The following is a 22,920-nucleotide window of genomic DNA, read 5'->3' on the forward strand; positions in this document are numbered from 1 at the left end:
ATTCGCTCAAAAAAGAGCGTTAAAAAGAACTCTTAAGAGTTTGCTAGACTCTCTTAATTTTAAAGGACGGAAGGAGAGGAATTATTGAAGAAGATTGAAGGCTTTTTAAAGGCCTTCAAGGAAGAAAACATCATCTCTGACCATCTACTTATAGACTATCACAAAACGATACATTTTTCAAGAAAATTCTCCTCAAAAATTTAGAATAAAAATGTTTAAAATCAATAAGTTAATAAGGTAATTTTCCCTTAAAAAATTCTTTTCTGACTCTCTTTAAAAACTTTCAATTTGGTAAATTTAAAGATTCTATTTGACCTTATAATACCATGTAGATACAATGAGTTATTAACTTTTATATTGGGAGAAGAGAAGCATGCCAGAAAAAACTCTTACGCGCGCTGAAATTAGTGATGCAATTGCTGAGAATGTCGGCTTTCCTCGCCATCGCTCCATGGAGCTTCTTGAGCAAATTCTGGAACAAATGATTGTTGGCCTCGTAAAAGAGGGCGAACTTAAGCTTTCCTCATTTGGAAGCTTTAATGTACGTCAGAAAAATAACCGCATTGGACGCAATCCGAAAACGGGCAAAGAAGTGATGATCACGCCGCGTAAGACTATTTCCTTTCGTGCTTCTCATATCCTTAAAGATGGCGTTGCGAAGTAATCAACTCAAACTATTATTCAAAAAAGGCTGGTTGTTTATTCATTTAGATGGTTAATAACCGGCCTTTTTAATTTCCGTTTTTTTTCTTATTGATGATAAAATGTCAAAATGGTAATTATTTATAATCTTTTGTAACTTAAGGCTTCCCATCAATGCGAAAAATACTCCCCTTTCTTTTTGTTCTAGCATTTTGTTTTTCTTCCCTCGCTAAAGCCTCGTCTCAAGAAATTTTGGAAGACAGAAAAACTGAACAAAATACTTCTTATTGGAAAGGGCAAATTAAACGCCTCAGCTATGGGGCTCTTGCGCTTGGCGCTTCTTATGCAGCCTCTTCGCTCACAGAAATCGAAGAGATTCCCCATACCTTAAGTATGATAGGGGCCTATTATATCTCTACAAGTCTTATGACCTTTGTCCGCGAGGGTCTTAACTGGTATGGTGAATCGGTCGCGAAGGCACAACACACACCTGCCGGTAAAGGGAAAAGACTTACCTCGCAACAGTCCCAAAAACTCGACCAAACCATGCAAGAAAAAAAGCGAGTATTTGGTGTCTTTTTAAGACAATCTCAAAACCTTATTAACGCGACCTTAAAGTTAAGCGCGCTTTACATCCATTTCCATCATACTGACTCAATTGACATCGTAAATACTACTCTACTTGCAAGCCTCCTAGGAGGTCTTATTTACAATTTAAATGAGCTAAGATACACGCATACGATAGGACAAGCACGTCGTGATATTCCTATCTTAGGGATTCTTGATGGATATTGTGAAAGCCTGCTCGCCCATAAGCTTTTTTCTGACTGGAGCAATCGACCAAAAGCGCAATGGTATCACCAAGATTTTCAAGTTTCTCCAGAGTATATTCTTACTAAAAGTACGCCAATTTTTCCCTCTGAATGGGCATTTCATCGCCTTCTTCAAATCCATGGTGATGTTCAAATAGTTGGAAACATTTTTCAGATCTTCCGCAATACTATTCATAGTTTTCATTCCTATTTAAAACAAAGCCCTCAGATTATCGAGCGCCACATTGAAAAATCTGTGATGGCACCGTCATCTTTACGTCAAAAGAAGCATCCGCCTCTCCCTCAACTTCTTTTGCCAACTGATCCTCTACCTTTATCCATACCTTCTTCTCGTGAGACACCATCTTCTTCTCTCCCTCAACTTCTAGGAAATCAAGAAGAACAAACCCTCCCACCAAAGAAAAATAAAATAAAACGAAGAGGCACTCCATGGATACAGCCTGCAATTGCTGCACCCTCATTACTTGCTCAAGCTCCCGCCGCTGTCCCCACACAACTCGATAAGCAACGCCAAGATGCTTTGACTCGAATTCAAAAATATCGTCAATCAAGGACAGTGAAAGAAGCGAAAATTGATCAAGAAATAGATCACCTTCTTGCATTTCTTTCAAATGCACACCTTGAAAATAGTGGCCATGGGAAACGAGCGATTATCCTTGAGTTTGAGGCTGGAAACAGGTTTCGTATCCTTTTTGAACCCCCTCACGAACAAAATAAGGCATCGTCAAATGTGTATAAAGGATATCGCAAAACACGTGTGCTTGATGCCCTGCAAGTTGGCTACCTCTATGGATGGAATGAGAACAAAATTACGGAATTTATGGATACTCATCATATCAACCGATTCTATAATTTTCCCCTTTTCCTTCTTCATATTTTGTGGGATCGCAATCACGAAGCATAAGAATAAGTATTCCCCTCTTGAGAGAGTAAATCTCTATTTACTTTCCTCCTATCACTGAGAACACACCGAAAAAATTTCAAGATTGTTTTATGAATATTTAACTTTTTTGTTGAAGGATGAAACCAATACGCCTTCAACAGGAAACAAAAAAATGAATAAAAAAATAGTCCTGTGTTCTTTCGATAAGATAACAATAAAACTTATTCTTGTTTTAATATCTATGCTCCCATTTCAGCCTCTTGCTAAAGCATCGGTTTTCAACTCAGACCAAGAAGACAGGACAAAAAATTGGTTTACGACCTTAAAATCATATGGTCATCACACGCTTTCTTTAATGAGAGGAGAAGACGCTCCCCTGACAAAAAAAACCCGAAATTGGCAAAAACAATTGTTCAATGCAGGCATTGGGACGGCAATCTATAGCGCCTCTTATGCCATAACTCATGACAATTTAAGCCAAATTTCTGGAATGATTGGTTTATCTCTGATTGTTGCAAGCACAACAAAAATGCTTCGCTATGGGGGTGAATGGTACGCGTCAGAAGTTTCAAAAGCACAAGCTTCCTCGTCGCCTAAAAAGAAGAGAAAAGAAGGAAAAATTCTTTCAGAAAACATTCAAAAATCGATTGATCAGAATATCCAATTTACGCGCGTGATTTTTGAACAAACCAGAAATCTTGGAAACATCGCCTTGAAATTTAATATGCTTTACACTCTGGTAAAATTCTATGATGTCGAAAATCTTTCTCTTCTCGGCATGGTTGCCACAAGCACTGCCTATGATTTATATGAAATAGGATATACATATTCCACTGGTGAAACGCGTAATAATATCCCTCTTATGGGTCTCCTTGACAGCTATTGTAAAATTGTGAATTCAATTTCTCTTTATTTATCTTGGCTAGAAGAAGGCCTTGATCCTTTATCTCTTTCAACGCCTTTAAAGTTCCTCATTTTTCAAGGGCTCAAGACTCATGGAGAAACAGGCTTGAATATAGCCTTGCTCCAGATGGGATGGAATTTGATGAATAGCGTGTACTCTTATTTTATTCCCTCTTCTTCCTTAGAACTTCCTCATAAAAATGAGGCCTTATTGCCTCTTGTTTCCCCAAAAAAATATTCGCCCCAAAGAATAAAATCGCTCTCTTTATCTGAATCTGTCCTCCCTATCTCTCTTCTTTCGAGTCCTCAAAACTTGGCACCTTCTCCGGCTCCTAAGAAAGACTCACCAAAAATATCAATTCAGCCTAAGAAGAAAGTCAAAACAAAAGGAATTCCTCAAGAAAACGTCCCAGCCTCTGGCCCCACAATCCACTCCCCCATAAAATTTTCAGAAAGCGATCAACAAAGGAATGAAGCCCTTGAACGTCTTGAAGATTTACGCCACTCAAGAGTCGTCAAAAAAACAGAGATCGATCAAGAAATAAACTTACTAGAATCCTTTTTTCCTGCAGTTTCCGTTCGTAAAGCAGGCCATGGAAAAAAAGCAATTACCGTGAATGGCAATGAATTCAGAGCCTTTTTTGAACCTTCTCATGGGAAACAAAAAGTCAGCAAAGATGAATATCAAGGATATTGCAAGCAACGTATTCTTGATGCGCTCCAACTTATTTATTTGTACGGATGGGATAAAGACAAAATTCTTGCCTTTATGGAGGCTCATGACAAAATCAGTTTTTACAATGTCCCGCATTCCTTAATGCATATTTTGTGGGATCGAGGACGCTATGAATAAGAACTATTGAGAGACAGACAACATTAAATCACGTCTCCCTCACGTTAACTGCATTTTACGATAGCCAACGTCCCTGGAATGTCTTATAAAGAAAAGCACTATTTATCGATGAGGTTTCTTATGGCAGGTTCAGTAAATAAAGTCATTCTTGTAGGCAATTTGGGACGCGATCCCGAAATACGACATGCCCAAGACGGTACAAAGATTGTTCAGCTTTCAATTGCAACTTCTGAAGCATGGAAAGATCGCACGACGGGTGAACGGAAAGACCGTACAGAGTGGCATCGCGTTGTCGTGTTCAACGACCGCTTAACTGACGTCTGTGAAAAGTACCTTCGCAAAGGTGCAAAAGTTTTCATAGAAGGACAGCTTCAAACCCGTAAATGGACTGATCAAAGTGGGCAAGAAAAATACACCACAGAGGTTGTTCTTGCTAAATTTAGAGGCGAACTCACCATGCTTGATGGTCGCTCAGAGGGAAGCTCAACATCCTCTTCTTTAAGTGAACCCTCATATGGTGGCGGCCTCTCTTATGAACCAAGCCAGAATTTTTCTCAAAACCACAGTTCTGAATCTGATCTTGATGACGAGATCCCTTTTTAATAATTAACTATTTTCTCGAATAAAGGAGTTGGTCTTGACGCAAGCCACTGGTCCCTTAAGCTCAGATATTACCCCCGTTTCACTTGAAGAGGAAATGCGCCGTTCTTATCTCGATTATGCGATGAGCGTGATCGTAAGCCGTGCCCTTCCTGATGTGCGTGATGGCTTGAAGCCTGTCCACCGACGCATTCTCTACGCGATGAAAGAATCCGGAAATAATCCTGATCGCCCCTACCGTAAATCGGCAAGTGCTGTGGGTTACGTGATGATGAAATACCACCCTCATGGTAATGCGCCCATTTATGAAGCTCTTGCGCGTTTAGCCCAAGATTTTTCTATGCGCTTACCCTTGATTGATGGCCAAGGAAACTTTGGTTCCATGGATGGCGATCCTCCTGCGGCGGAACGTTATACAGAAGCACGCCTTGCGAAAGTTTCTCAATTCTTACTTGAAGATATTGAAAAAGAAACCGTCGACTTCAAGCCTAACTATGATGGCAGCACAACGGAACCGAGTGTTTTACCTTCCCGTTTTCCCAATCTTTTGGTGAATGGTGCAGGCGGTATTGCGGTCGGTATGGCCACCAACATCCCTCCTCATAACTTAGGCGAAGTGATCGATGCTTGTTTTGCGTATATTGACAATCCTGACATCACCGTTGATGAACTTCTTCAGTATGTTCCGGGGCCCGATTTCCCAACAGGAGCCGTTATCTTAGGCCGTGCAGGCATTCGAGAAGCTGCTCATACAGGACGTGGATCCGTGATTATGCGGGGACGCGTTCAAATCGAAGAAATTCGTAAAGACCGCACTGCGATTATTATCACTGAAGTTCCTTATCAAGTGAATAAGGCTCGCATGATTGAACGCATGGCCGAGGTCGTAAAAGAAAAGATTATTGAGGGAATTTCCGATCTTCGCGATGAATCAGATCGTGAAGGTGTTCGCGTTGTCGTTGAACTTAAGCGCGATGCTGTCCCAGATGTTGTTCTCAATCAACTTTATCGACATACACCTTTACAAACTTCTTTTGGCGTGAATGCTTTAGCTCTTGATAAAGGTCAACCTCGTCAAATGGGCCTTAAAGATGTTATTAAGGCTTTTATTGAATTTCGGGAAGATGTCATTGTTCGTCGTATTAAATTTGATCTTAAGAAAGCGCGTGAACGGGCTCATTTATTGATTGGTCTTGCAATTGCTGTTGCCAATATTGATGAAATGATTGCCCTGATCAAGAAGGCTGCAGATCCGCAAACAGCGCGCGAGCAAATGATGAACAGGACGTGGCCTGCAGATTCAGTGGCCCCTTTAATTGAATTGGTAGCCGAACCTGGAAATACCTTCAGTAATGGGACTTATCGCTTGTCAGAAGCCCAAGCCCGAGCCATCTTAGATTTAAGACTTCATCGTTTAACAGGTCTTGAGCGCGACAAGATTGCCGATGAACTTCAACAAATCGTGGACCAAATAAAAGAATATCTTTCCATCCTTGCCTCCCGTGAAAAGCTTTATGCTTTGATGCGCCAAGAACTTATTGAAGTAAAAGAACAATTTGCCACACCACGTCGCACAACAATTGAAGAAGCTGCAGGCGAATTTGATATTGAAGACCTTATTCAATGTGAAGATATGGTCGTCACTGTCAGTCAAAATGGCTATATTAAACGTGTTCCTCTTTCCACTTATCGCTCACAAAAGCGCGGAGGCCGAGGCCGTTCTGGAATGTCCACTCGAGAAGAAGACTTTGTCAGAGATGTAGTCGTTGCCGATACACATACCCCTGTTCTTTTCTTCTCTTCTGGCGGCAAAGCTTTCATGTTGAAAGTTTATCAACTTCCTCAAGGAACTCCTCAATCTTTAGGAAAGCCTATTATTAACGTCCTACCGTTTGAACAAGGTGAGACAATTGCAACTGTTCTTCCTCTTCCTAAAGATCAAGAAGAACTTAAAAACATGTCGATTGTGTTTGCGACTTCTTCGGGAACTGTGCGTCGTAACTCTATTGATGACTTCTTGAATGTCCGGGCCAATGGAAAGATTGCGATGAAACTCGAAGACGGCGAAAAACTGATTGCCGTTCGAGCCTGCCATAATCACCAAGATCTTTTACTCTCCTCAAAAGAAGGACGCAGCGTGCGCTTCCCTGTTGAAAGTCTACGTGTCTTTGCAAGCCGAAGTTCCACAGGTGTGTTGGGCATTCGTCTAGCCTCAGGGGATCGTGTGATTTCAATGAGTATTCTTGATAGTGCCAGAGCCACAATCGAAGAGCGCGATGCCTATATTCGCCAATCCCGCAAGCTTCGCGGGGGCGATGACGTCGAAGAGATGGAAGAAATCACTGAAAATAGTAACTTTGAACTCTCTCCTGAGCGTTTTAAGGAGCTTGAAGCCAGCGAACAATTTATTCTTTCTGTCACAGAAAATGGGATGGGTAAACGGACCTCTGCTTATGAATTCCGAGTCACCAATCGTGGTGCCCAAGGCGTTACGAACACCAAACTCACTCCGAAAACAGGAAAAATTGTTGCATCTTTCGTTGTTGAAGGAGAAGATCAACTTGTTCTCGTTACCAATGCAGGCCAACTTATTCGCCTTCCTGTAAAAGATATTCGAATTTGTGGTCGACAAGCTCAAGGGGTGATGCTCTTCAGAATTGATAATAAAGAGCAAGTCGTCTCAGTTGCTCGCATTCCAAATCAAGGAAGTGAGGAAGAAGAAGGTGATGATGACTCAAACTCAACGGCTGATGAAGTAGCTCCTGAGCCGCAAGTTTAAAGAGAAACTTTACTATAATAGAAGGCAAGTATTTTAATAAATTAAATAACTTAGTTTATACTATACTTGTCACTCTCCCTTTAATGACGCCAAACAGAGAAAATTTTCAGCGGACTTGTATCTTTTTTATATAAGGGTGACGCTTTAAGTATAGCTAAGGAGTTAAGAATGACTTCAAGATCGTCTCAACGTATTGCCGTTTATCCAGGAACCTTTGACCCCATCACAAAAGGTCATCGAGATATCATCCAGCGGGCAGCCTTACTTTTTGATAAAATTATTATCGCAATTGCAATCAATGCAGGAAAAAATCCAACTTTTTCTTTGCAAGAACGCTTTCAACTTGTACAAAATGAAATTAAGACTCTTTCTGAAGAAAAAAATCTAAATAATATTGAAGTTCAGTCTTTCGACACATTACTCGTTAACTTTGCTAAGCAAGTTGGCGCCAGCACTCTCATCCGAGGATTAAGAGCTGTTTCAGATTTTGAATATGAACTCCAGCTTGTTGGTATGAATACATCTCTTTCTCCTGACCTTGAGACTATCTTCTTAATGGCTTCAGAACGTTATCAATTCATTTCGTCAAGCATGATTAAAGAAGTTGCTCAATTAGGCGGTGATGTAACGCCTTTTGTCTCTCCCTTTGTGGCTAAAAAATTTTTAGAAAAATCAACCAAAAATTAATACTTTCTTTCTAAGATTAAATAAAATTTGAATTAAATTTTATTAATTAAGGGAGGAAAAATTGAAAAAATTACAGATATCTCTAACAGCTATGGCTGTTCTTATGCTGACGGGATGTGCCGATGAACCAACATCAAACATCCATGAAAAATCAACCCTTCACGGCAAAACTTTAGAACAAATCTTGGCTGAAAAATCGAATTCTGAAGAAAAAGTTCTTGTGAAAGAAGGTATCCAAGCCTTAATAGCGGAAGAGTATAATAAAGCTTCAGAGATTTTTAACATTGCTCTTGTAGATGATCCTACAAACTCTTGGCTTCATACTTTGAATGCCATGTCCTATCAACTTATGGCTCGTAAAGGCGATATATCGCAGCTTGAAATTGCAGAAGCAGGCTATAATCAAGCTCTTAAATTTGAGCCTTCAAATAGCATTGCGTCCTTACAACTAGGCCGTGTTAAAAAACAACAAAAAGATTTTAAAAGAGCTCAAGAAGAATTTGCAAACGTCCTTTTAATTGAACCTAATAATCTTGCGGCGTTATATGAACTTGCCTCAACTTCTTATTATCTTGGCGATATTAAAACAGCTCAAGCTTCCATTGAACGGTATATCAAAGCGTCTCCAAATAAATCCGAAGCTTATCGTGCTGCCGGAATGATTATGGCGGCCGCAGGAAAATCCTCACAAGCCAATGATTATTTTAAAAAATATGAAAAATTATCTGAGAACAAATCTCAAGCACAAATGGCAAAGCGTCGTATTGATGAATGGAAACGTTTATACGACAGTGGCATTATTATGCTTGCCCAAGCTGAAGACGGTGCTGCTGGTGATCCAAATGGAAGCGCTGACGCTTCTGCAGATCCAAATGCTGCTGCAAGTGAAAAGCCCGCTGCTCCAGCGGCTCAAGCTCCTACAACACCAGCTCAAATGGTGGCTATTGACGCAATTGTGATGCGAATTAGTGAACTTGGAACAACGACGAAGGGAAGTAATATACTTGAAAACTTCTCATTAACCCTCGCTCCAGGAACTCATATGAAAGCCAAAGGACATGGAATTCCAGGTACAGTCGCTGGAACATCGACTGCGATAGATTTTCAAGGTAATCCTATTTTCCCTGGCGTTACAAACTTACCAGCAACAATAACTGGAGGAGGTTCTCCTCTTTCAGTCTCTCGCCTTTTTACCCAAGGTGTTTCTTTTGGAAGCGTAAGCTATAGTTTAAATATTGCAAATGCTTATAGTGAACGCATTAAAGTTCTAGATCGTCCTTCCATTACAACGATCGTGGGTAAAAATGCTGAATTTTATGCTGGTACAGATCTTGTTTTAGGTCTCGGAGGCCAATATGGTGGTAACATCTCAAAGACGCCAACAGGTATTACAGTAAAAGTAACGCCTCTTTCCCTTGAAGGAGACCGAGTACTTCTTGAAATTGAGGTTCTTGGAAGTCTAACTCCCGATACGACAAACAACGTAACGGAAACTTTTACATCCATTCAAACAAGTCATGTCAAAACAACTGTTGAAATGAAATTGGGAGAAACCCTCATGTTGGGTGGAATTAATTCTCATGAAGATCAGTCAGATAGATCCGGATTTCCGATCTTACAAGATATTCCAGGTCTTCAATATTTCTTCTCTCAAGAAACCACAAGTAGCTTGCGCAAATCGGTGACATATTTAATTACGCCAAGATCTCATGATAAAAATATTGCCGAAATTCAACACGCTTTTAATAATCCTCATGACGCCCCAACCAATCTTACTGAGCTTGAAATACGCAATAAGGACTGGTTTACACCTTATAATAATCAAGTCATGATGCTTAAGTATGCGGCTCCTCTCTATCGTGAATTCCGAACAGGGGATATTGCGCCCGTTGCTTGGTGGCAAGATGAAGATTTTAACGAGCAGATCACTCAGATCGCAAGCTTCCTTTATTATTAAAAGATCAATTTGAGGATAAAAAGAGCCGGGGTAAAAACCCCGGCCAAGTTTAAACAGGGAGGCTTCACGTCTAGGAGACGTAGGACCAAAGAACTTGTCTTTGCCCCTTTTTCAAGCTTTGCGCTCGAAAACTCAAAAACTTTTTAGAGAACAAAACTCTCGATTATTCTTTGTAATATTTTTCATCAAGGATGAGCAGCGTAATTTTTGCACCCCCCCTCCCCTAAAAAAGCATATCATTTAAAAAATAAATTACTCTTTGAATTTATTACAAAGATTTTAAATACTGTGTGCCTAGCAAAGAAGAAGATTTTATTGAGCCTATATCTTATCATTCTGTGGCTTCAGGCTTTTCTTCACTCGAATTTAAATTCTTAGAACGATGATTCCATGTTAAAGAAAAGAAAAAGGCCCCGATGAGAGACGTCACAATAAATAAAATGAAACCCGCAGGCCACCCATAATTTTCAACAATTGCGCCAATTCCCACACCAGAAATTGCGGAACCTGCGTAAGCAAAACTTCCCGTGAAACCAATAGCCACCCCAACAGCTCTTTTGGAGGTCAAATCAGCACACGCCACGCCTGCCAAGACTTGAGGGCCATAAACAAGAAAACCTGCAACCATGAGAGCAATCGTATCCAAGAAAGGATGCCCTCTAGGAATCAGCCAAATAGCAAACAAACACACCGAAAGACCGAGTAAAAATAAAGCGCCAACAGGCCCTCTTCTTCCTGCAAAGAGTCTATCAGAAATCCATCCAGCAAGAATGCCTCCCAACAATCCAGCCATTTCGAATCCTGCTGTTTGCCAACCTGCAACGAGTAATGTGACTCCTTTGAATTCTTTTAGAAATGTTGGAGCCCACGTAAAAACACCAATCCGAGGAATATAAAGACACATATTTGCAATTCCTATGTACCAAACAAGTTTATTCCCGAAAACCTCTGTTAAGACTTCTCGAATCGTAATTCTCTCGCTCGATTGATTGTAAACGCCATCACCTTTATACTCTTCGACAGAAGGTAAGCCAACTTCCTGAGGTGTATCTCGAAGTCGATTGAATAAGAAAATAGAAAAAATAAATGCAAGAATAGAAGGGACAATAAAAGCTGAACGCCAGCCAAAAACATCAATCAGATAGCCAGCTAAAACCAAAATTACAGCGGCACCGATTTGGTGAGAAGAAGCACACAATCCCCACTTAGTTCCTAACTCTTTAGGGCTAAACCAATGGGTTAACATACGTGCGGCAGGGGGCCATCCCATAGATTGAAACCACGCATTGATTCCCCAAATGAAGGCCATTGCGCTTAAACCAACGCCTAATCCCATAAAGATGCTAACAATTGCAGATAAGAATAAGCCAATTGACATAAAATAACGTGCATTTGAGCGATCACTCAAATACCCATTAAAAAATTTTCCAATCCCATACACAATCGAAAAGATCGTTACAATCCATCCCATTTCAACTTTTGTATATCCAAATTCATCCATTAAACCAGGTATTGCCATGGAGAAATTTTGCCTAACAAGGTAGTAGGCAGCATATCCAATAATGGACGAATATAAAATGCGAATCCGCCAATAGCGGTAACTATGCTTTTCTACATTCGCAAGCTTTTGAAAAGTCTGATAAATATCTTGGGTTATCGCTTTGGCGATCGACATTTTTTATCCTTTTAAAACTAAAACGTGGCATGATCCTAACGAATCGTATGTGAAATGCAACCAAGTTTTTTATACAAGGCACTATGATGAGCTTTTTTTGAGTTGTTTCTAATTAAAAATCAAGGTAGTGAAAAGAAAAACAAAACAAAATTTAAAGGTTTGGTTTGAATACTTCTACTTCTTATTCCCTGGGTCAATTTCCAACAACACGCCTCCGGCGCCATCGTCGTGTTGAATGGCTGCGCGAGCTTGTTGCAGAAACAATTTTAAGTTCAAATGATCTTATTTGGCCCCTATTTGTGCGAGAAGAGGCTCTTTCACCTACCATTAAAGGAATGCCGGGTGTTACACGTTTCACCATCCCAGAGCTTATTGAAGCCGCAGGAAAAGCCCAAGAAGTTGGGATTAAAGCCTTAGCCCTTTTTCCCGTTATTCCCCATGAAAAACGGTGTGATCAAGCGGCAGAGGCTTTAAATCCTGAAAATATCCTGTTGCAAGCCATTCGAGCTCTCAAAAAAACGTATCCTCAGCTTGGAATTATTTCAGATCCAGCCTTAGATTCTTTTACGAGTCACGGACATGATGGCCTTATTATTAAAGGCGAAATTGCCAATGATGAAACTGTGCAAGCTTTATGTCAGCATGCCCTCCTTCAAGCCGAAGCAGGCGCAGATATTGTGGCCCCCTCTGACATGATGGATGGCCGGATTGGCGCTATAAGACGCTCTCTAGACACGCATGGCTATCAAGATGTCGCGATTATGTCCTATGCGGCGAAGTATGCCTCTGCTTTTTATAGTCCTTTTCGGGAAGCTTTAGGCTCAGATCACTGCTTAGGAACAAAAGATAAGAAAACTTATCAAATGGATCCAGCAAATGCGCGAGAAGCTCTGCGTGAAGTTGCATTAGATATCTCAGAAGGCGCAGATTCCATCATGATTAAGCCAGGGCTTGCCTATTTAGATATTATCCATCAAGTGAAGCATAAATTTATGGTGCCAACTTTTGCATTTCACGTCAGTGGCGAATATGCAATGCTTAAAGTTGCCGCCGCTCAAGGCGTGATTGAGTATGAAAAAACACTTCTCGAAATCATGATCTCCTTCAAACGAGCTGGGGCAGATGGTATCCTAACCTATGGCGCATACGATATTGCTAATATGTTGAAAAAATGAAAAAAATTATTTTAACTTTCTCATGTATTGTTCTTTCTGGCTGTGTTGGATCTTACGTTGTCTTCCAAGATGATGACCCTCAACCTTTCGAAACTCTTCATACCGTCCCTGAACGACATAAATTTACGCCTCGACAGATTCATACTCAAGAAGAAGCGCATCTTAAGACTGAACATCAGAAAAATCTTTTAAAAGGCGATGAAGAAAGAAAAAAGGTACAACTTTTAAAAAATTAACCTTTTAAGTTGCACCTTTAGAAATAAATTTTTTGTCTTCATGAGGACAAAATTATTAAAGTTAACGCTCTCATTAGTGGGGGTGTCAAATGACTTTTCGCTCCCTCTCCTCTCTTAATTTAAATTAAGTCTCGAAGCTCGTGCAGCCCCCTCCTGCTATAAAATCTCTGAATCCGTTGATCCGTGTAAGTAAATTAAAAAATGAAATTAGTAATTTGAAGTTTAAAAGCCTACTTGCTTTCTACTTTTTAGAGAAAAAACAACGAGAATAAGCATAATTAATTGAATAAAAAGGATTTATTTCTTAGCTGATGGCCATTTTTCTTTCAAAATCGAATAAGAATCCATGTCCCATTGCTTGCCGTGGCGTACTTAATTTTCTAAAAATTTAGGATAAGGCTTGAGGGGAAGAAGTTGAATACTTCTTCCTTTAATAGCTTAAGAAATCTTTACAGAGCCAAGCAAGAGAAGCTTGCCGCTTAACATTTTGTTATAGTACTCTTTTTATTTCTTGATCCTCCTTTGGCCTATAACTTAATTTAGTAAGTGTTGTATTATGCTTAAGTCCTTCTAAAAGGCTTGCAACTCCAACAGGGGTAATTTCTCCTCCCCGTAATTCTATGCGTGTGAGAGAGGTATTCTTCTAAGTTCAGTTGCAAGGTGATAAATTGTAGCAGAATTAAGGTGATTGTCCGTTAATTTTTAAGTCTGTAAGTGATTCTCTCCTCATAAGAGCGCTGATTCCTGCTTCTCCAATTTGATTATGGGCTAAAGTCAAACTAGCAAGAGTTGAATTGCTTCCTAAAGAATTTATAAATACGAGGATATCCTCTTCTCTAAGACAATGCTCAGGATAGTCAAGGTGTAACTCTAATTCAGTAAGAGATGTATTGTCACGCAGAGAAGTTGCAAGCTTAAGTATTTTTGAGCTTGAAATTTCATGAAGTAATAAACGTAAAATAGAAAGCGACGTATTGGAACTTCCAAAAAAATCTATAATAGCATCCATGCTTGCATTTTTAAGGGGCGGATAAAATAGATGTAATTGAGTAACCGAGGTGTTATGTGCAAGAATACTCATAAACTCACAAAATTGCTCGTCTGTAACCTTTTCCTTATCATAATTAGCAAATGTTACTAAAGAACGAGAATTATTCTAGACACCTTTTATTTTCTGTTGAAAAGGATTTAGAGGCGTCTCAGAAGAAAGAGGATTATCTAGGTAATATTTTCTTCTCTTTCGATAGGAGTTCTCAGAAGACCTTTTTTTGACATAGATATATACCCATCAAGCTCAAACCCTATGTCTAGACGTTGAAGAGACTCTGGCACTATCTTTAGATGATCTAGAGGGTTCCTCAAAAAATTCATCAGAAGAAGATCCGCCGCCTATCTCTTCATAAAGAGAATCATCTTCTATAGTCGTTCCAGGGAACCCTATACCACGATACTCTGGCTGGAAAAGCTCTATCTCTAGAGGTTGAAAAGACTCTCGCACTATCTTTAGGGGAGCTAGACGTTCATAAAAAGATTCATCAGAAGAGGTATCAGAACTTTTCACAGGAAGGCTACTAACTATAGTAAATAAAAAGCTAAGAAAAACCTTAGAAAACTTCTTTAAAGACATTATAATTTCCTTATATTTATATGATAACAAGCAATTATTCTATTTTTGCCATAAAGCTAAGAAATGAGGACGATAATTTAAAGTTTAAAAGTAAGATTGCTTTCTACTAAATATATTTATTGTAGAAAATATTAAATAACTAATTGAATTATAATATTTATTATTGGATAATTTTTAAATTTTTGTCTTACAAAATAAGTTAATGAAATTTTTTATGTTAATTAATTCTTTTTCATGGCTTTAAAAATTTTTCTTTTTTGAGCAAAAGAATGACTAATTTTCTATTCTTTTATTTCCATATTTTTTATCAAGAAATTTATGGAATTCTTGGAGATAACTAATACTACGATCTGAGTATAATGCAATTAATGAGAGAGGTAAAAAGTTAAAAATTTCTTTCATCTTTTGAAGATTATAATCAGGAATTATTAATTCTCTTAAAGAGGGTGATAAAAATTGAAAATGCTCCACTGTAAGCTTATTATGCCCTACATCTAAATATTCCAATGCAGAAAGTGGCCGGAAAATTTTTACTGGTAAAGATGAATCAAGTGAAAAAAAGCTGACTCTTAAGATTCTTAAAGAAGGGGGAAAATGACTAACTCTTTCAATGAAGGAAACGTTTAATTCCATTAATTTTGGAGGTAAAGTTACTGCTGAAGCAGTACCAGACCCAAGATCTAAACCTCCGCTTTCAATGTGGAGTACTCTTAATGATTTAGGTAAACGTTTAATTTCATTCTGCCCATATAGTTCTCTATTTCCACGTAAAATACTTAAGAATATCAAATCGGGGGGTAAATCCAAAAAAGCATTTGGTTCAAATGGCCGTGTACCTATTTCCAGCGTTTTTAAAGACCGTGGAAAAATTTTACTCTGCTCTGCTGTGATCTGTTGAATATCCTGAGGAGAACTAACTCTAAACTCTTCTAAATTTGGAGGTAAATCTTGAAAGCCTCCCTTTAAAAAATAAATTCTTAAAGATTTTAAGGTAGGAGGTAAATCTTTGAAAGAATCTTTAGGAAACACTGAAACACGTAAAGATGTTAATTGAGATGGTAATGTTGAAATATCTCCTATAAGAGATCCGCCCTCAATAAATAAAAATGTTAAGGTAGGGGGTAATTTTTCTACGAGCAAATTACCTTTTTCTATTCTAAGATAATTTAAATAGGGAGGTAAAAATTCTTCAATACGAGCTGCATAAAGTGACGTTAAATGAAGAAAAAAAGACCACTGAAAATCATCTTTTAAATGCAGAGAGGTCAAGGTCTTTGGTAATTTATCAAGATTTTTAGCGATTAGATGATTACGCCTTCCATAATTTTCTAAAGTATGCGTTTGTTTATCATCTTCGTTTAAAGATAATCGTTTCAAATTTGGGAATTCCGGAAGAAAGATTGTTTGAGCAGAAATATTTAATTCTAAGTTTGTTAAATTGTTGGGTAAATCAGATACGGATTGATCATCAAGTTCTTGAGGTGATTTTAAGATGAGGGTTTTTAACAGAGGTAATCTCGAAAAAGATTTAAAAGTTTCAGGCGTAAAAATAATCGCATCTCTCCAATGTCCAATCTCCTTCTTCCCTCCAAAAAAATGAGCTCTGATATTGCTCTCATAAATAGTGTGAACTTTAGGAAACCAGTTCATCAAAGTAGATGCCAATTGCGGCCCTCTGCGAAGTGAGTAATCAGAGATATTATGATCAATAAAAAGCCTCTCAACAGAATAAGTAAGTCTTAATTGCAAATTTCTATTACCTGTCGCGTAAAGAGGATAGATTTGGTATACGTGCAAATAAGGAGCAATTTGGGCCCAAATATCGTAAGGAAGGCTTGCAAGACACGTAAACTTTTTAGCAACAGTTGTTTTTTCATCTGAATCAACTTCTGATGGTAAAAAGCCAGCCTTAACCATATAAGGAAAGCTGAATACTATTACAAAAAAGAGTATAATAGATAATTTTTTAGGTTGTGATTTCATGCGTGACTTTAATCTTCAAAATTAAAAATAATTTATACTTTTTTTGTCCTATTGATCAATAAATTTACATCAAAAACTTATGCACCATGCCATAATGAGATAAGGGCCTTGGCTCTCAAATGCATATTCTAAGAGTACACGAGCAGCTTCAGTCATCAATCCTTTTCCCCAATATTTATGAGCTAAAGCATATCCCATTGTCATTACATTGTCTTTTCTAGAATGCCAACTACACCCTATTGTCCCGATAATCTGATTTTCTTCTTTTAGGACAATTCCATATGGCTCTAATTCGTTTTCTGTATATTTTTTAAACGCATAATTTTGGATGAAATCATGAGTCTCTTCTAGAGTCTGATGTGGCTGCCATGTGACATATTGACTTACCTGTGGATCTTTTGCATATGCATAAACATCCTCAACATCTCGAAGCGTTAAAGAACGCAAGTAAAGACGAGGAGTTTCAAGAAGTTTTAACGTTATTCACCTGCATAATCTTATCTTCATGCCAGAACATGCCTTAAAATAAGGCATGTTGGCAAATTGATCGAGATTAAAAAGTTTTAAATCTTTAAACTCGCTTATTTCTTAGCGCCTCTTCTGAGAAAGGTTGGTATTTCCAATTCTTTTTGCTCGGCACTTGCAGATGATCCTTGAGGAGATAGCGGTTGAATTTCCTCATCGTGCGCATCTGTTATAATCATCGGCTCGATTTCAGATCGTTGAGTCTTCGATCCTCGCATTGTTTCTGCGACTCTTTCGAAAAAACCTAACTTACGTGATTTAGGCGCCTCCGCGGGCGCTTCGTTCGTCTCGCTCACTAGCTGTCCTTCTTCTGTATCAAGAATAAGAGGCTTGAGGTTTTCTGGTGTCGTCATCGCCTCAGAGATATGATTCTCTTCTGTTTCTTCTACCTCATAAGCATCAGGTTTATACGTTGGATTGAAAAGATCATTTTCTTCTTCTTTTCGACGTGTAAAGAAACCTTGGACAATCCCCTTTTCAGTTTGAGTCACAGGCGGAACAGTATTCTTTTGTTTAGCTTCTTCTGCTTTGCGGCTCTTCATCGCTTCACTTTCAATGCCTGTCGCAACGACAGAAACGCGCATACGACCATTCATTTCTTCATTAAACGTGGAACCAAAGATGATATTGGCATCTGGATCAACTTCTTCACGAATGCGATTTGCCGCTTCATCCACTTCAAATAAAGTCATATCCATGCCGCCCGTGATATTAATCAATAAAGCTTGAGCTCCCTTCATAGAGACATCATCTAATAAAGGATTGGAAATAGCGGCTTCAGCGGCAGCAGTCGCTCTACCATCCCCTTCAGCCTCGCCTGTTCCCATCATGGCTTTGCCCATTTCCATCATCACTGCGCGAATATCCGCAAAATCAAGATTGATAAGCCCCGGCATAATCATAAGATCTGTAATACCTCGAACGCCAGAGTGCAGGACATCATCTGCTAATTTAAAAGCTTCAGCAAAAGTTGTTCTATCATTGGCAATACGAAAAAGATTTTGGTTCGGAATCACAATAAGCGTATCAACAAACTGGGCAAGTTCTTCAATTCCATACTCAGCGGTTCTCATACGGTGGCGTCCTTCAAAATGGAAAGGTTTCGTCACAACAGCAACCGTTAATATTCCTTGCTCACGCGCAAATTGGGCAACAACGGGTGCGGCACCTGTTCCTGTCCCTCCCCCCATTCCGGCCGTAATAAAAACCATATTACTGCCCGCGAGAAGTTGAGATAATTCTTCGTGTGATTCTTCTGCTGCAGCACGGCCAACTTCGGGTCGTGATCCAGCCCCTAATCCTTGCGTAACTTTTGTGCCTAATTGGATTCTGTGAGGAGCCGAAGCATGTTCCAGAGCTTGCGCATCTGTATTGCAGACAACGAACTCAACTCCCTGCAAATTGGATCGAATCATATTATTAACAGCATTACCACCAGCACCACCAACGCCAACAACTGTGATCTTGGGCTTTAACTCTGGATTTTGTGATGTGGATGGATTCATGGCTCTATTCATATTTTTCTCCAAATTGTCAATACTGCTGCAAAATAATTTTATGGGGGCAGTCTAAAGGAAATTTTATTTAAATGCTACAAATTCTCGCGCAACCACGACCCAATTTGACCAAAAAATTGATTTATATTACCTTGAGTTTGCTTTGCTGGAAGCTCTCTTAAACTATCATAGGTATTTTTTCCATACATCATGAGTCCCGCGCATGCTGAAAACATTGGATTTCTTGAGCCTTGCTCTAACCCCAATAAATGAAGAGGTTTGCCAAGACGTCCTTGTTTTTCAAGAATAAGATTAGCGAGCTGAATCACACCAGCTAACTGGCTTGCTCCGCCTGTTATGACAAGCCTTTTCCCTGCAATTTTGTGAATACCTGCATTTTTCATGCGATCTCTTATGAGCTCAAATGTCTCTTCTATGCGAGGCCGGATAATCCGCACGAGTTCACCGCGCGTTATTTGACTCCCTTTATGATTTTCATCTTCCCCTATCTGAGGCACAACAATTTTCTCTCGTTCATCATTCGAAGAAACCATTGCACTTCCATATAGAGCTTTAAGGCGTTCGGCGTGAATCATCGGTGTTGAAAATCCTCGCGCAATATCTGCCGTGACATGAGCCCCTCCGACAAGGATAGTATCCGTATAATAAAGCTTAGAATCATGGAATACCGCAATAGAGGTGGTTCCAGCCCCCATATCAATCACTGTTGTTCCAAGTTCAATCTCATCTTCTACTAACGTGGCAAGGCCAGAGGCATAACTGGAAGAAACAAATCCTACCACCTCTAGATGACATCTTTCAACGCACGCGACAAAATTACGTAAGATGGATGGTTGAGAGGAAATAAGCGAGATAGAAGAACGCAACGTTTCCCCAAACATCCCTCGAGGATCTTTAATATCATGGGCCGCATCAATATCATATGACATCGGAATCATATGGATGACATGATTCCCTGTTTTTTCAACTTCTTGACAGGCTTGCGCTGAGATTTTTTTTAAATCAGCCGCATCAATCGCATGGCCAGAAATATTTGCCTCTATCCGCAAAGAATGAGATTTTGTAATGGCTGGAGAAATGCTCAAAAAGACTTCTTGAAGCGTCTCTTCTGCCATTTCTTCCGCAGCATGGATAGCACCTACGACAGAAGAAGTGAGGGCCTCCATGTCTACAATCATTCCAGCCTTTAACCCTCGAGAGGCTTGATGACCATAGCCGATAATTCTCTGCTTTCCACTCGCATCTAAGCGTGCAATGCCACAAGAAACCTTAGAGGATCCAATATCTAAACCTGCAATTGTATCTTTGACTGTTAACTTACGGTTTTTACGAAAAGAAAAAAAACTCATTTTATGCTCACGTCTGCTTGGATGATAACTTAACTTCAGCCGCTTCAGGAGCCAACTGGAAATAAATTTTATCTTCAAATCTTAAATCAATCGCAACAATATTTTTATCACTAATCTTGCGACCTTCTTCCAATTGAATGAATTGAACAAGACCTTGTTTGATTCTTTCTTCTCCGAGCTTAAGCTTTAAACGATTATCTAACATAAGATCCCACCGTCTCTTTCCTAAATAGATAGCGCCCGTTACTCTTCCGATAAGCCTCGGAAAATCCCTCAAAACAGAAAATAAATGAGGCGCATTTTTAGGAGCTTCCTCTCCTGTTAAAATAGGCAAACTTTGAAAAGGATTATTTTTGGGGATGTTAAAATGATGACCTTGATCGTCTACTAAATAAAATTTAGTTTTTTGTTGCCATAAAGCAATCGGTTTATATTCTGCAAGTCTCACATAAATGGTAAAAGGCCAACGTCTTTGAATAGTGGCTGTTCGCACCCAAGAAAGAGCTTCAAGTCGCATTTTCATGTCCGCTAAGTCTGAGGCAAAAAGAGAATCACCCCGTCGAATATTAACAGCCTTAAGAATGTCTTTCTGAGGCGTCAGACTACGACCTTCAACAATCAAATCATTAACTTGAAAACCAATTTGTTTAGAAAGAGTATACCCTCTTAAGGCGATATTTTTCTCAAAAACATCCAACATATCCGCCAAAGGTTTCCAACCCAGAACAAAGACGATTCCAAAAACAATTATTGAAAAAAATTTCCAATTTTCTTGTACGCTCAGAAAAGTACCAGCTCGTTTCTTTGCCAACCGCGACTTTGCAACTGACTTAGGATGAGAACGAGACTTTAATGAGGATATCGTGGATTTTCGATCATCCATTCCAATAAGTCTCCATAATTCATCCCATGATAGGCCGCTATCTCAGGAACTAATGATAAAGGCGTTAATCCTGGTTGGGTATTAACCTCAAGAACATAAAATTTAGCGGGATTTTGAATATCATCATACCGCAAATCGACTCTCGTCACACTTTCACACCCTAATGCCTTGTGTGCCTTTAGGGCTAATTCTAAAGCTTCCTGATAATCTTTTTCAGGGATATTTGCAGGCATAATATGGTCGGCGCAGCCCTCTGTATACTTGGCATGGTAATCATAAAATTCTTCTTTGGGGCGGATTTCAATCGCTCCTATTGCGCGATCCCCTAAAATTGCAACTTGGATTTCCCGGCCTGGAATATAACGCTCTGCTAAGCATTCATCCCCATATTGCCATGTTTGCTGAGCTTTCACGAGGTCTTCTCTATTATGGATAATGTAGACGCCCAAGCTTGAACCTTCTCGAAGAGGTTTAATCACATAAGGAAAAGCTAAAATATCTTCTTTTAGAAGTTCTGTTATCTTGACAACTTTTCCTTCAGGGCAAGAGATCCCAGCTTCACGGAAAAGTCTTAAAGCCATGGGCTTATCCATAGCAAGCGCTGAGGCTAAAGGGCTAGAATTCGTATAAGGTATACCTAAAATTTCAAGCATACCTTGTAAACAACCATCTTCAACCCACTGTCCATGAAGAGCACACATAAAAAGAACATCAGGTTTAGGGGTCAACATTTCAAGAAGAGAAGGTAAATTACGAGTCAATTCAATAGGAATAACCTCGTATCCTCGTTCTTGCAAAGCCGCAACAACTCCTCGGCCACTCGACAAAGATACTTCACGTTCTCCGTTCCAACCTCCCATCAAGACCGCAACTCTTTTTTTCATATTAGTCATGCAGCTTTTGCTTCCATCCGATATTTTTTATTAAACCCCACCCGTACAATTTCCCATCGAAGATCAACTCCAGAACTCTCCAACACACGCGCTCTTAGCGTCTCGCCTAAAACTTCTAGATCTTCTGCCGTTGCGTCTCCCGTATTAATGAGAAAATTACAATGTTTTTCAGAGACTTGCGCACCACCTACTTTAAGACCACGGCATCCCGCTTTATCAATGAGTTCCCATGCTTTGTATCCTTCAGGATTCGCAAAAGTACTTCCTCCTGTTCGAGATTTTACAGGTTGGGCCTCTTCACGTTCAGCCAGTAATTTTTCTATCCGTGTGGCAATTTCTTGAGGATTGCCTGACTTGGCTTTGAATCGAGCCCCCACAAAAATCCAATCTTGAGGAATCTCAGAATGACGATAAGAAAAACCCATATCTTCAGGTGTTAATTTGTGGATTTTCCCTTGACTATCAACAGCCAGAGCTGAAACAAGAATATCTTTTATCTCTGTTCCATAACAACCTGCATTCATCCGCAAAGCACCACCAACAGTCCCCGGGATACCGGCTAAGAATTCTAAACCCTGTAATCCTTCATCTTGAGCAACAAGAGCAAGTGTACGATCTAGTACGCCAGCCCCCACCTCAATCTCATTTCCTTGAACAACAACATTGTTAAATCCTTGCAAACGAACAACAACGCCTGAGACACCTCCATCTCGAATTAAAAGGTTTGAGCCCACACCCATTGTAAGAAGAGGTACTTCGGCAGATTTATGACTCAAAAAGAAACTTAAGTCCTCTAAATCAGTAGGTTTGTAGAGAACTTCTGCAGGTCCACCAACACGAAACCATGTAAGTTTTGAAAGCTCAGCCCCTTCCGTATATCGGCCTCGGATAGAAGGTAATTTTTTTATAATAGTGTGCAT

18 protein-coding genes and 1 pseudogene are annotated in these 22,920 nt (G+C 39.5%); 9 read left to right on the forward strand and 10 right to left on the reverse strand.

What is annotated here, in order from left to right:
• The first annotated feature begins 373 nt into the window (after positions 1-373).
• The 7 genes from J0H12_05375 to J0H12_05405 all read left to right on the forward strand — a co-directional run bounded on the left by J0H12_05375 (position 374) and on the right by J0H12_05405 (position 10,137).
• Complete coding sequence (locus tag J0H12_05375) at positions 374-664, forward strand: integration host factor subunit alpha (protein ID MBN9413334.1); 291 nt, start codon at positions 374-376, stop codon at positions 662-664.
• Between the two features lie 152 nt (positions 665-816).
• Positions 817-2,379 carry a hypothetical protein gene (locus tag J0H12_05380; GenBank protein MBN9413335.1) on the forward strand — a complete coding sequence of 521 codons (1,563 nt, stop codon included), beginning with the start codon at positions 817-819 and terminating at the stop codon, positions 2,377-2,379.
• A gap of 151 nt (positions 2,380-2,530) precedes the next feature.
• Positions 2,531-4,114 (forward strand): hypothetical protein, encoded by a 1,584-nt coding sequence (locus J0H12_05385; GenBank protein ID MBN9413336.1) that lies wholly within the window; start codon positions 2,531-2,533, stop codon positions 4,112-4,114.
• Positions 4,115-4,234: 120 nt separating this feature from the next.
• Entirely contained in the window at positions 4,235-4,717 is a 483-nt protein-coding gene (gene ssb, locus J0H12_05390) for a single-stranded DNA-binding protein (GenBank protein MBN9413337.1), read from the forward strand.
• Between the two features lie 94 nt (positions 4,718-4,811).
• Positions 4,812-7,493, forward strand: a complete 2,682-nt coding sequence (gene gyrA, locus J0H12_05395; GenBank protein ID MBN9413338.1) for a DNA gyrase subunit A — start codon at positions 4,812-4,814, stop codon at positions 7,491-7,493.
• 168 nt (positions 7,494-7,661) lie between these two features.
• Complete coding sequence (coaD, locus tag J0H12_05400; protein ID MBN9413339.1) at positions 7,662-8,180, forward strand: pantetheine-phosphate adenylyltransferase; 519 nt, start codon at positions 7,662-7,664, stop codon at positions 8,178-8,180.
• 61 nt (positions 8,181-8,241) lie between these two features.
• Positions 8,242-10,137, forward strand: coding sequence for a tetratricopeptide repeat protein (locus J0H12_05405; protein ID MBN9413340.1), 1,896 nt, complete (start codon positions 8,242-8,244; stop codon positions 10,135-10,137).
• Positions 10,138-10,468: 331 nt separating this feature from the next.
• Here J0H12_05405 and J0H12_05410 read toward each other — a convergent pair whose 3' ends face one another.
• Positions 10,469-11,812 carry an MFS transporter gene (locus J0H12_05410; protein ID MBN9413341.1) on the reverse strand — a complete coding sequence of 448 codons (1,344 nt, stop codon included), beginning with the start codon at positions 11,810-11,812 and terminating at the stop codon, positions 10,469-10,471.
• A gap of 188 nt (positions 11,813-12,000) precedes the next feature.
• On the opposite strand from J0H12_05410, the gene hemB reads away from it, so the two are divergent.
• Entirely contained in the window at positions 12,001-12,987 is a 987-nt protein-coding gene (gene hemB, locus J0H12_05415) for a porphobilinogen synthase (GenBank protein ID MBN9413342.1), read from the forward strand.
• Positions 12,984-13,223 carry a hypothetical protein gene (locus tag J0H12_05420; protein MBN9413343.1) on the forward strand — a complete coding sequence of 80 codons (240 nt, stop codon included), beginning with the start codon at positions 12,984-12,986 and terminating at the stop codon, positions 13,221-13,223. The genes hemB and J0H12_05420 overlap by 4 nt, the downstream gene beginning before the upstream one ends.
• A 679-nt stretch (positions 13,224-13,902) precedes the next feature.
• On the opposite strand, the gene J0H12_05425 is transcribed toward J0H12_05420, so the two are convergent.
• The 9 genes and pseudogenes from J0H12_05425 to murB form a co-directional block, all read right to left on the reverse strand.
• A complete protein-coding gene (locus tag J0H12_05425; protein MBN9413344.1) occupies positions 13,903-14,304 on the reverse strand; it encodes a hypothetical protein in 402 nt (133 codons plus the stop codon).
• Between the two features lie 213 nt (positions 14,305-14,517).
• Entirely contained in the window at positions 14,518-14,850 is a 333-nt protein-coding gene (locus J0H12_05430) for a hypothetical protein (GenBank protein ID MBN9413345.1), read from the reverse strand.
• Positions 14,851-15,123: 273 nt separating this feature from the next.
• A complete protein-coding gene (locus J0H12_05435; GenBank protein ID MBN9413346.1) occupies positions 15,124-16,833 on the reverse strand; it encodes a hypothetical protein in 1,710 nt (569 codons plus the stop codon).
• A 69-nt stretch (positions 16,834-16,902) separates the two neighbouring features.
• Positions 16,903-17,280, reverse strand: coding sequence for a GNAT family N-acetyltransferase (locus J0H12_05440; protein MBN9413347.1), 378 nt, complete (start codon positions 17,278-17,280; stop codon positions 16,903-16,905).
• Between the two features lie 632 nt (positions 17,281-17,912).
• Positions 17,913-18,863 (reverse strand): annotated as a pseudogene (ftsZ, locus tag J0H12_05445) (cell division protein FtsZ).
• An 86-nt stretch (positions 18,864-18,949) separates the two neighbouring features.
• The gene (gene ftsA / locus J0H12_05450) at positions 18,950-20,224 is read right to left on the reverse strand and encodes a cell division protein FtsA (GenBank protein ID MBN9413348.1); all 1,275 of its coding nucleotides are present in this window, start codon (positions 20,222-20,224) and stop codon (positions 18,950-18,952) included.
• A 7-nt stretch (positions 20,225-20,231) separates the two neighbouring features.
• Complete coding sequence (locus tag J0H12_05455) at positions 20,232-21,107, reverse strand: cell division protein FtsQ/DivIB (GenBank protein ID MBN9413349.1); 876 nt, start codon at positions 21,105-21,107, stop codon at positions 20,232-20,234.
• Entirely contained in the window at positions 21,074-21,991 is a 918-nt protein-coding gene (locus tag J0H12_05460; protein MBN9413350.1) for a D-alanine--D-alanine ligase, read from the reverse strand. The genes J0H12_05455 and J0H12_05460 overlap by 34 nt, the downstream gene beginning before the upstream one ends.
• A 5-nt stretch (positions 21,992-21,996) precedes the next feature.
• The gene (murB, locus tag J0H12_05465) at positions 21,997-22,920 is read right to left on the reverse strand and encodes a UDP-N-acetylmuramate dehydrogenase (GenBank protein MBN9413351.1); all 924 of its coding nucleotides are present in this window, start codon (positions 22,918-22,920) and stop codon (positions 21,997-21,999) included.

The organism is Candidatus Paracaedimonas acanthamoebae (assembly GCA_017307065.1).
In the GTDB taxonomy this organism is placed as follows: Bacteria; Pseudomonadota; Alphaproteobacteria; order Caedimonadales; family Caedimonadaceae; genus Paracaedimonas; species Paracaedimonas acanthamoebae_A.

Bases quoted from the DNA above. Each gene is read 5' to 3' on its own strand.
- J0H12_05375 (MBN9413334.1), top strand. From the start codon at position 374: ATGCCAGAAAAAACTCTTACGCGCGCTGAAATTAGTGATGCAATTGCT.
- J0H12_05380 (MBN9413335.1), top strand. From the start codon at position 817: ATGCGAAAAATACTCCCCTTTCTTTTTGTTCTAGCATTTTGTTTTTCT.
- J0H12_05385 (MBN9413336.1), top strand. From the start codon at position 2,531: ATGAATAAAAAAATAGTCCTGTGTTCTTTCGATAAGATAACAATAAAA.
- ssb (MBN9413337.1), top strand. From the start codon at position 4,235: ATGGCAGGTTCAGTAAATAAAGTCATTCTTGTAGGCAATTTGGGACGC.
- gyrA (MBN9413338.1), top strand. From the start codon at position 4,812: ATGCGCCGTTCTTATCTCGATTATGCGATGAGCGTGATCGTAAGCCGT.
- coaD (MBN9413339.1), top strand. From the start codon at position 7,662: ATGACTTCAAGATCGTCTCAACGTATTGCCGTTTATCCAGGAACCTTT.
- J0H12_05410 (MBN9413341.1), bottom strand. From the start codon at position 11,812: ATGTCGATCGCCAAAGCGATAACCCAAGATATTTATCAGACTTTTCAA.
- J0H12_05420 (MBN9413343.1), top strand. From the start codon at position 12,984: ATGAAAAAAATTATTTTAACTTTCTCATGTATTGTTCTTTCTGGCTGT.
- J0H12_05425 (MBN9413344.1), bottom strand. From the start codon at position 14,304: ATGAGTATTCTTGCACATAACACCTCGGTTACTCAATTACATCTATTT.
- J0H12_05430 (MBN9413345.1), bottom strand. From the start codon at position 14,850: ATGTCTTTAAAGAAGTTTTCTAAGGTTTTTCTTAGCTTTTTATTTACT.
- J0H12_05435 (MBN9413346.1), bottom strand. From the start codon at position 16,833: ATGAAATCACAACCTAAAAAATTATCTATTATACTCTTTTTTGTAATA.
- ftsA (MBN9413348.1), bottom strand. From the start codon at position 20,224: ATGAGTTTTTTTTCTTTTCGTAAAAACCGTAAGTTAACAGTCAAAGAT.
- J0H12_05455 (MBN9413349.1), bottom strand. From the start codon at position 21,107: ATGGATGATCGAAAATCCACGATATCCTCATTAAAGTCTCGTTCTCAT.
- J0H12_05460 (MBN9413350.1), bottom strand. From the start codon at position 21,991: ATGAAAAAAAGAGTTGCGGTCTTGATGGGAGGTTGGAACGGAGAACGT.
- murB (MBN9413351.1), bottom strand. From the start codon at position 22,920: ATGCACACTATTATAAAAAAATTACCTTCTATCCGAGGCCGATATACG.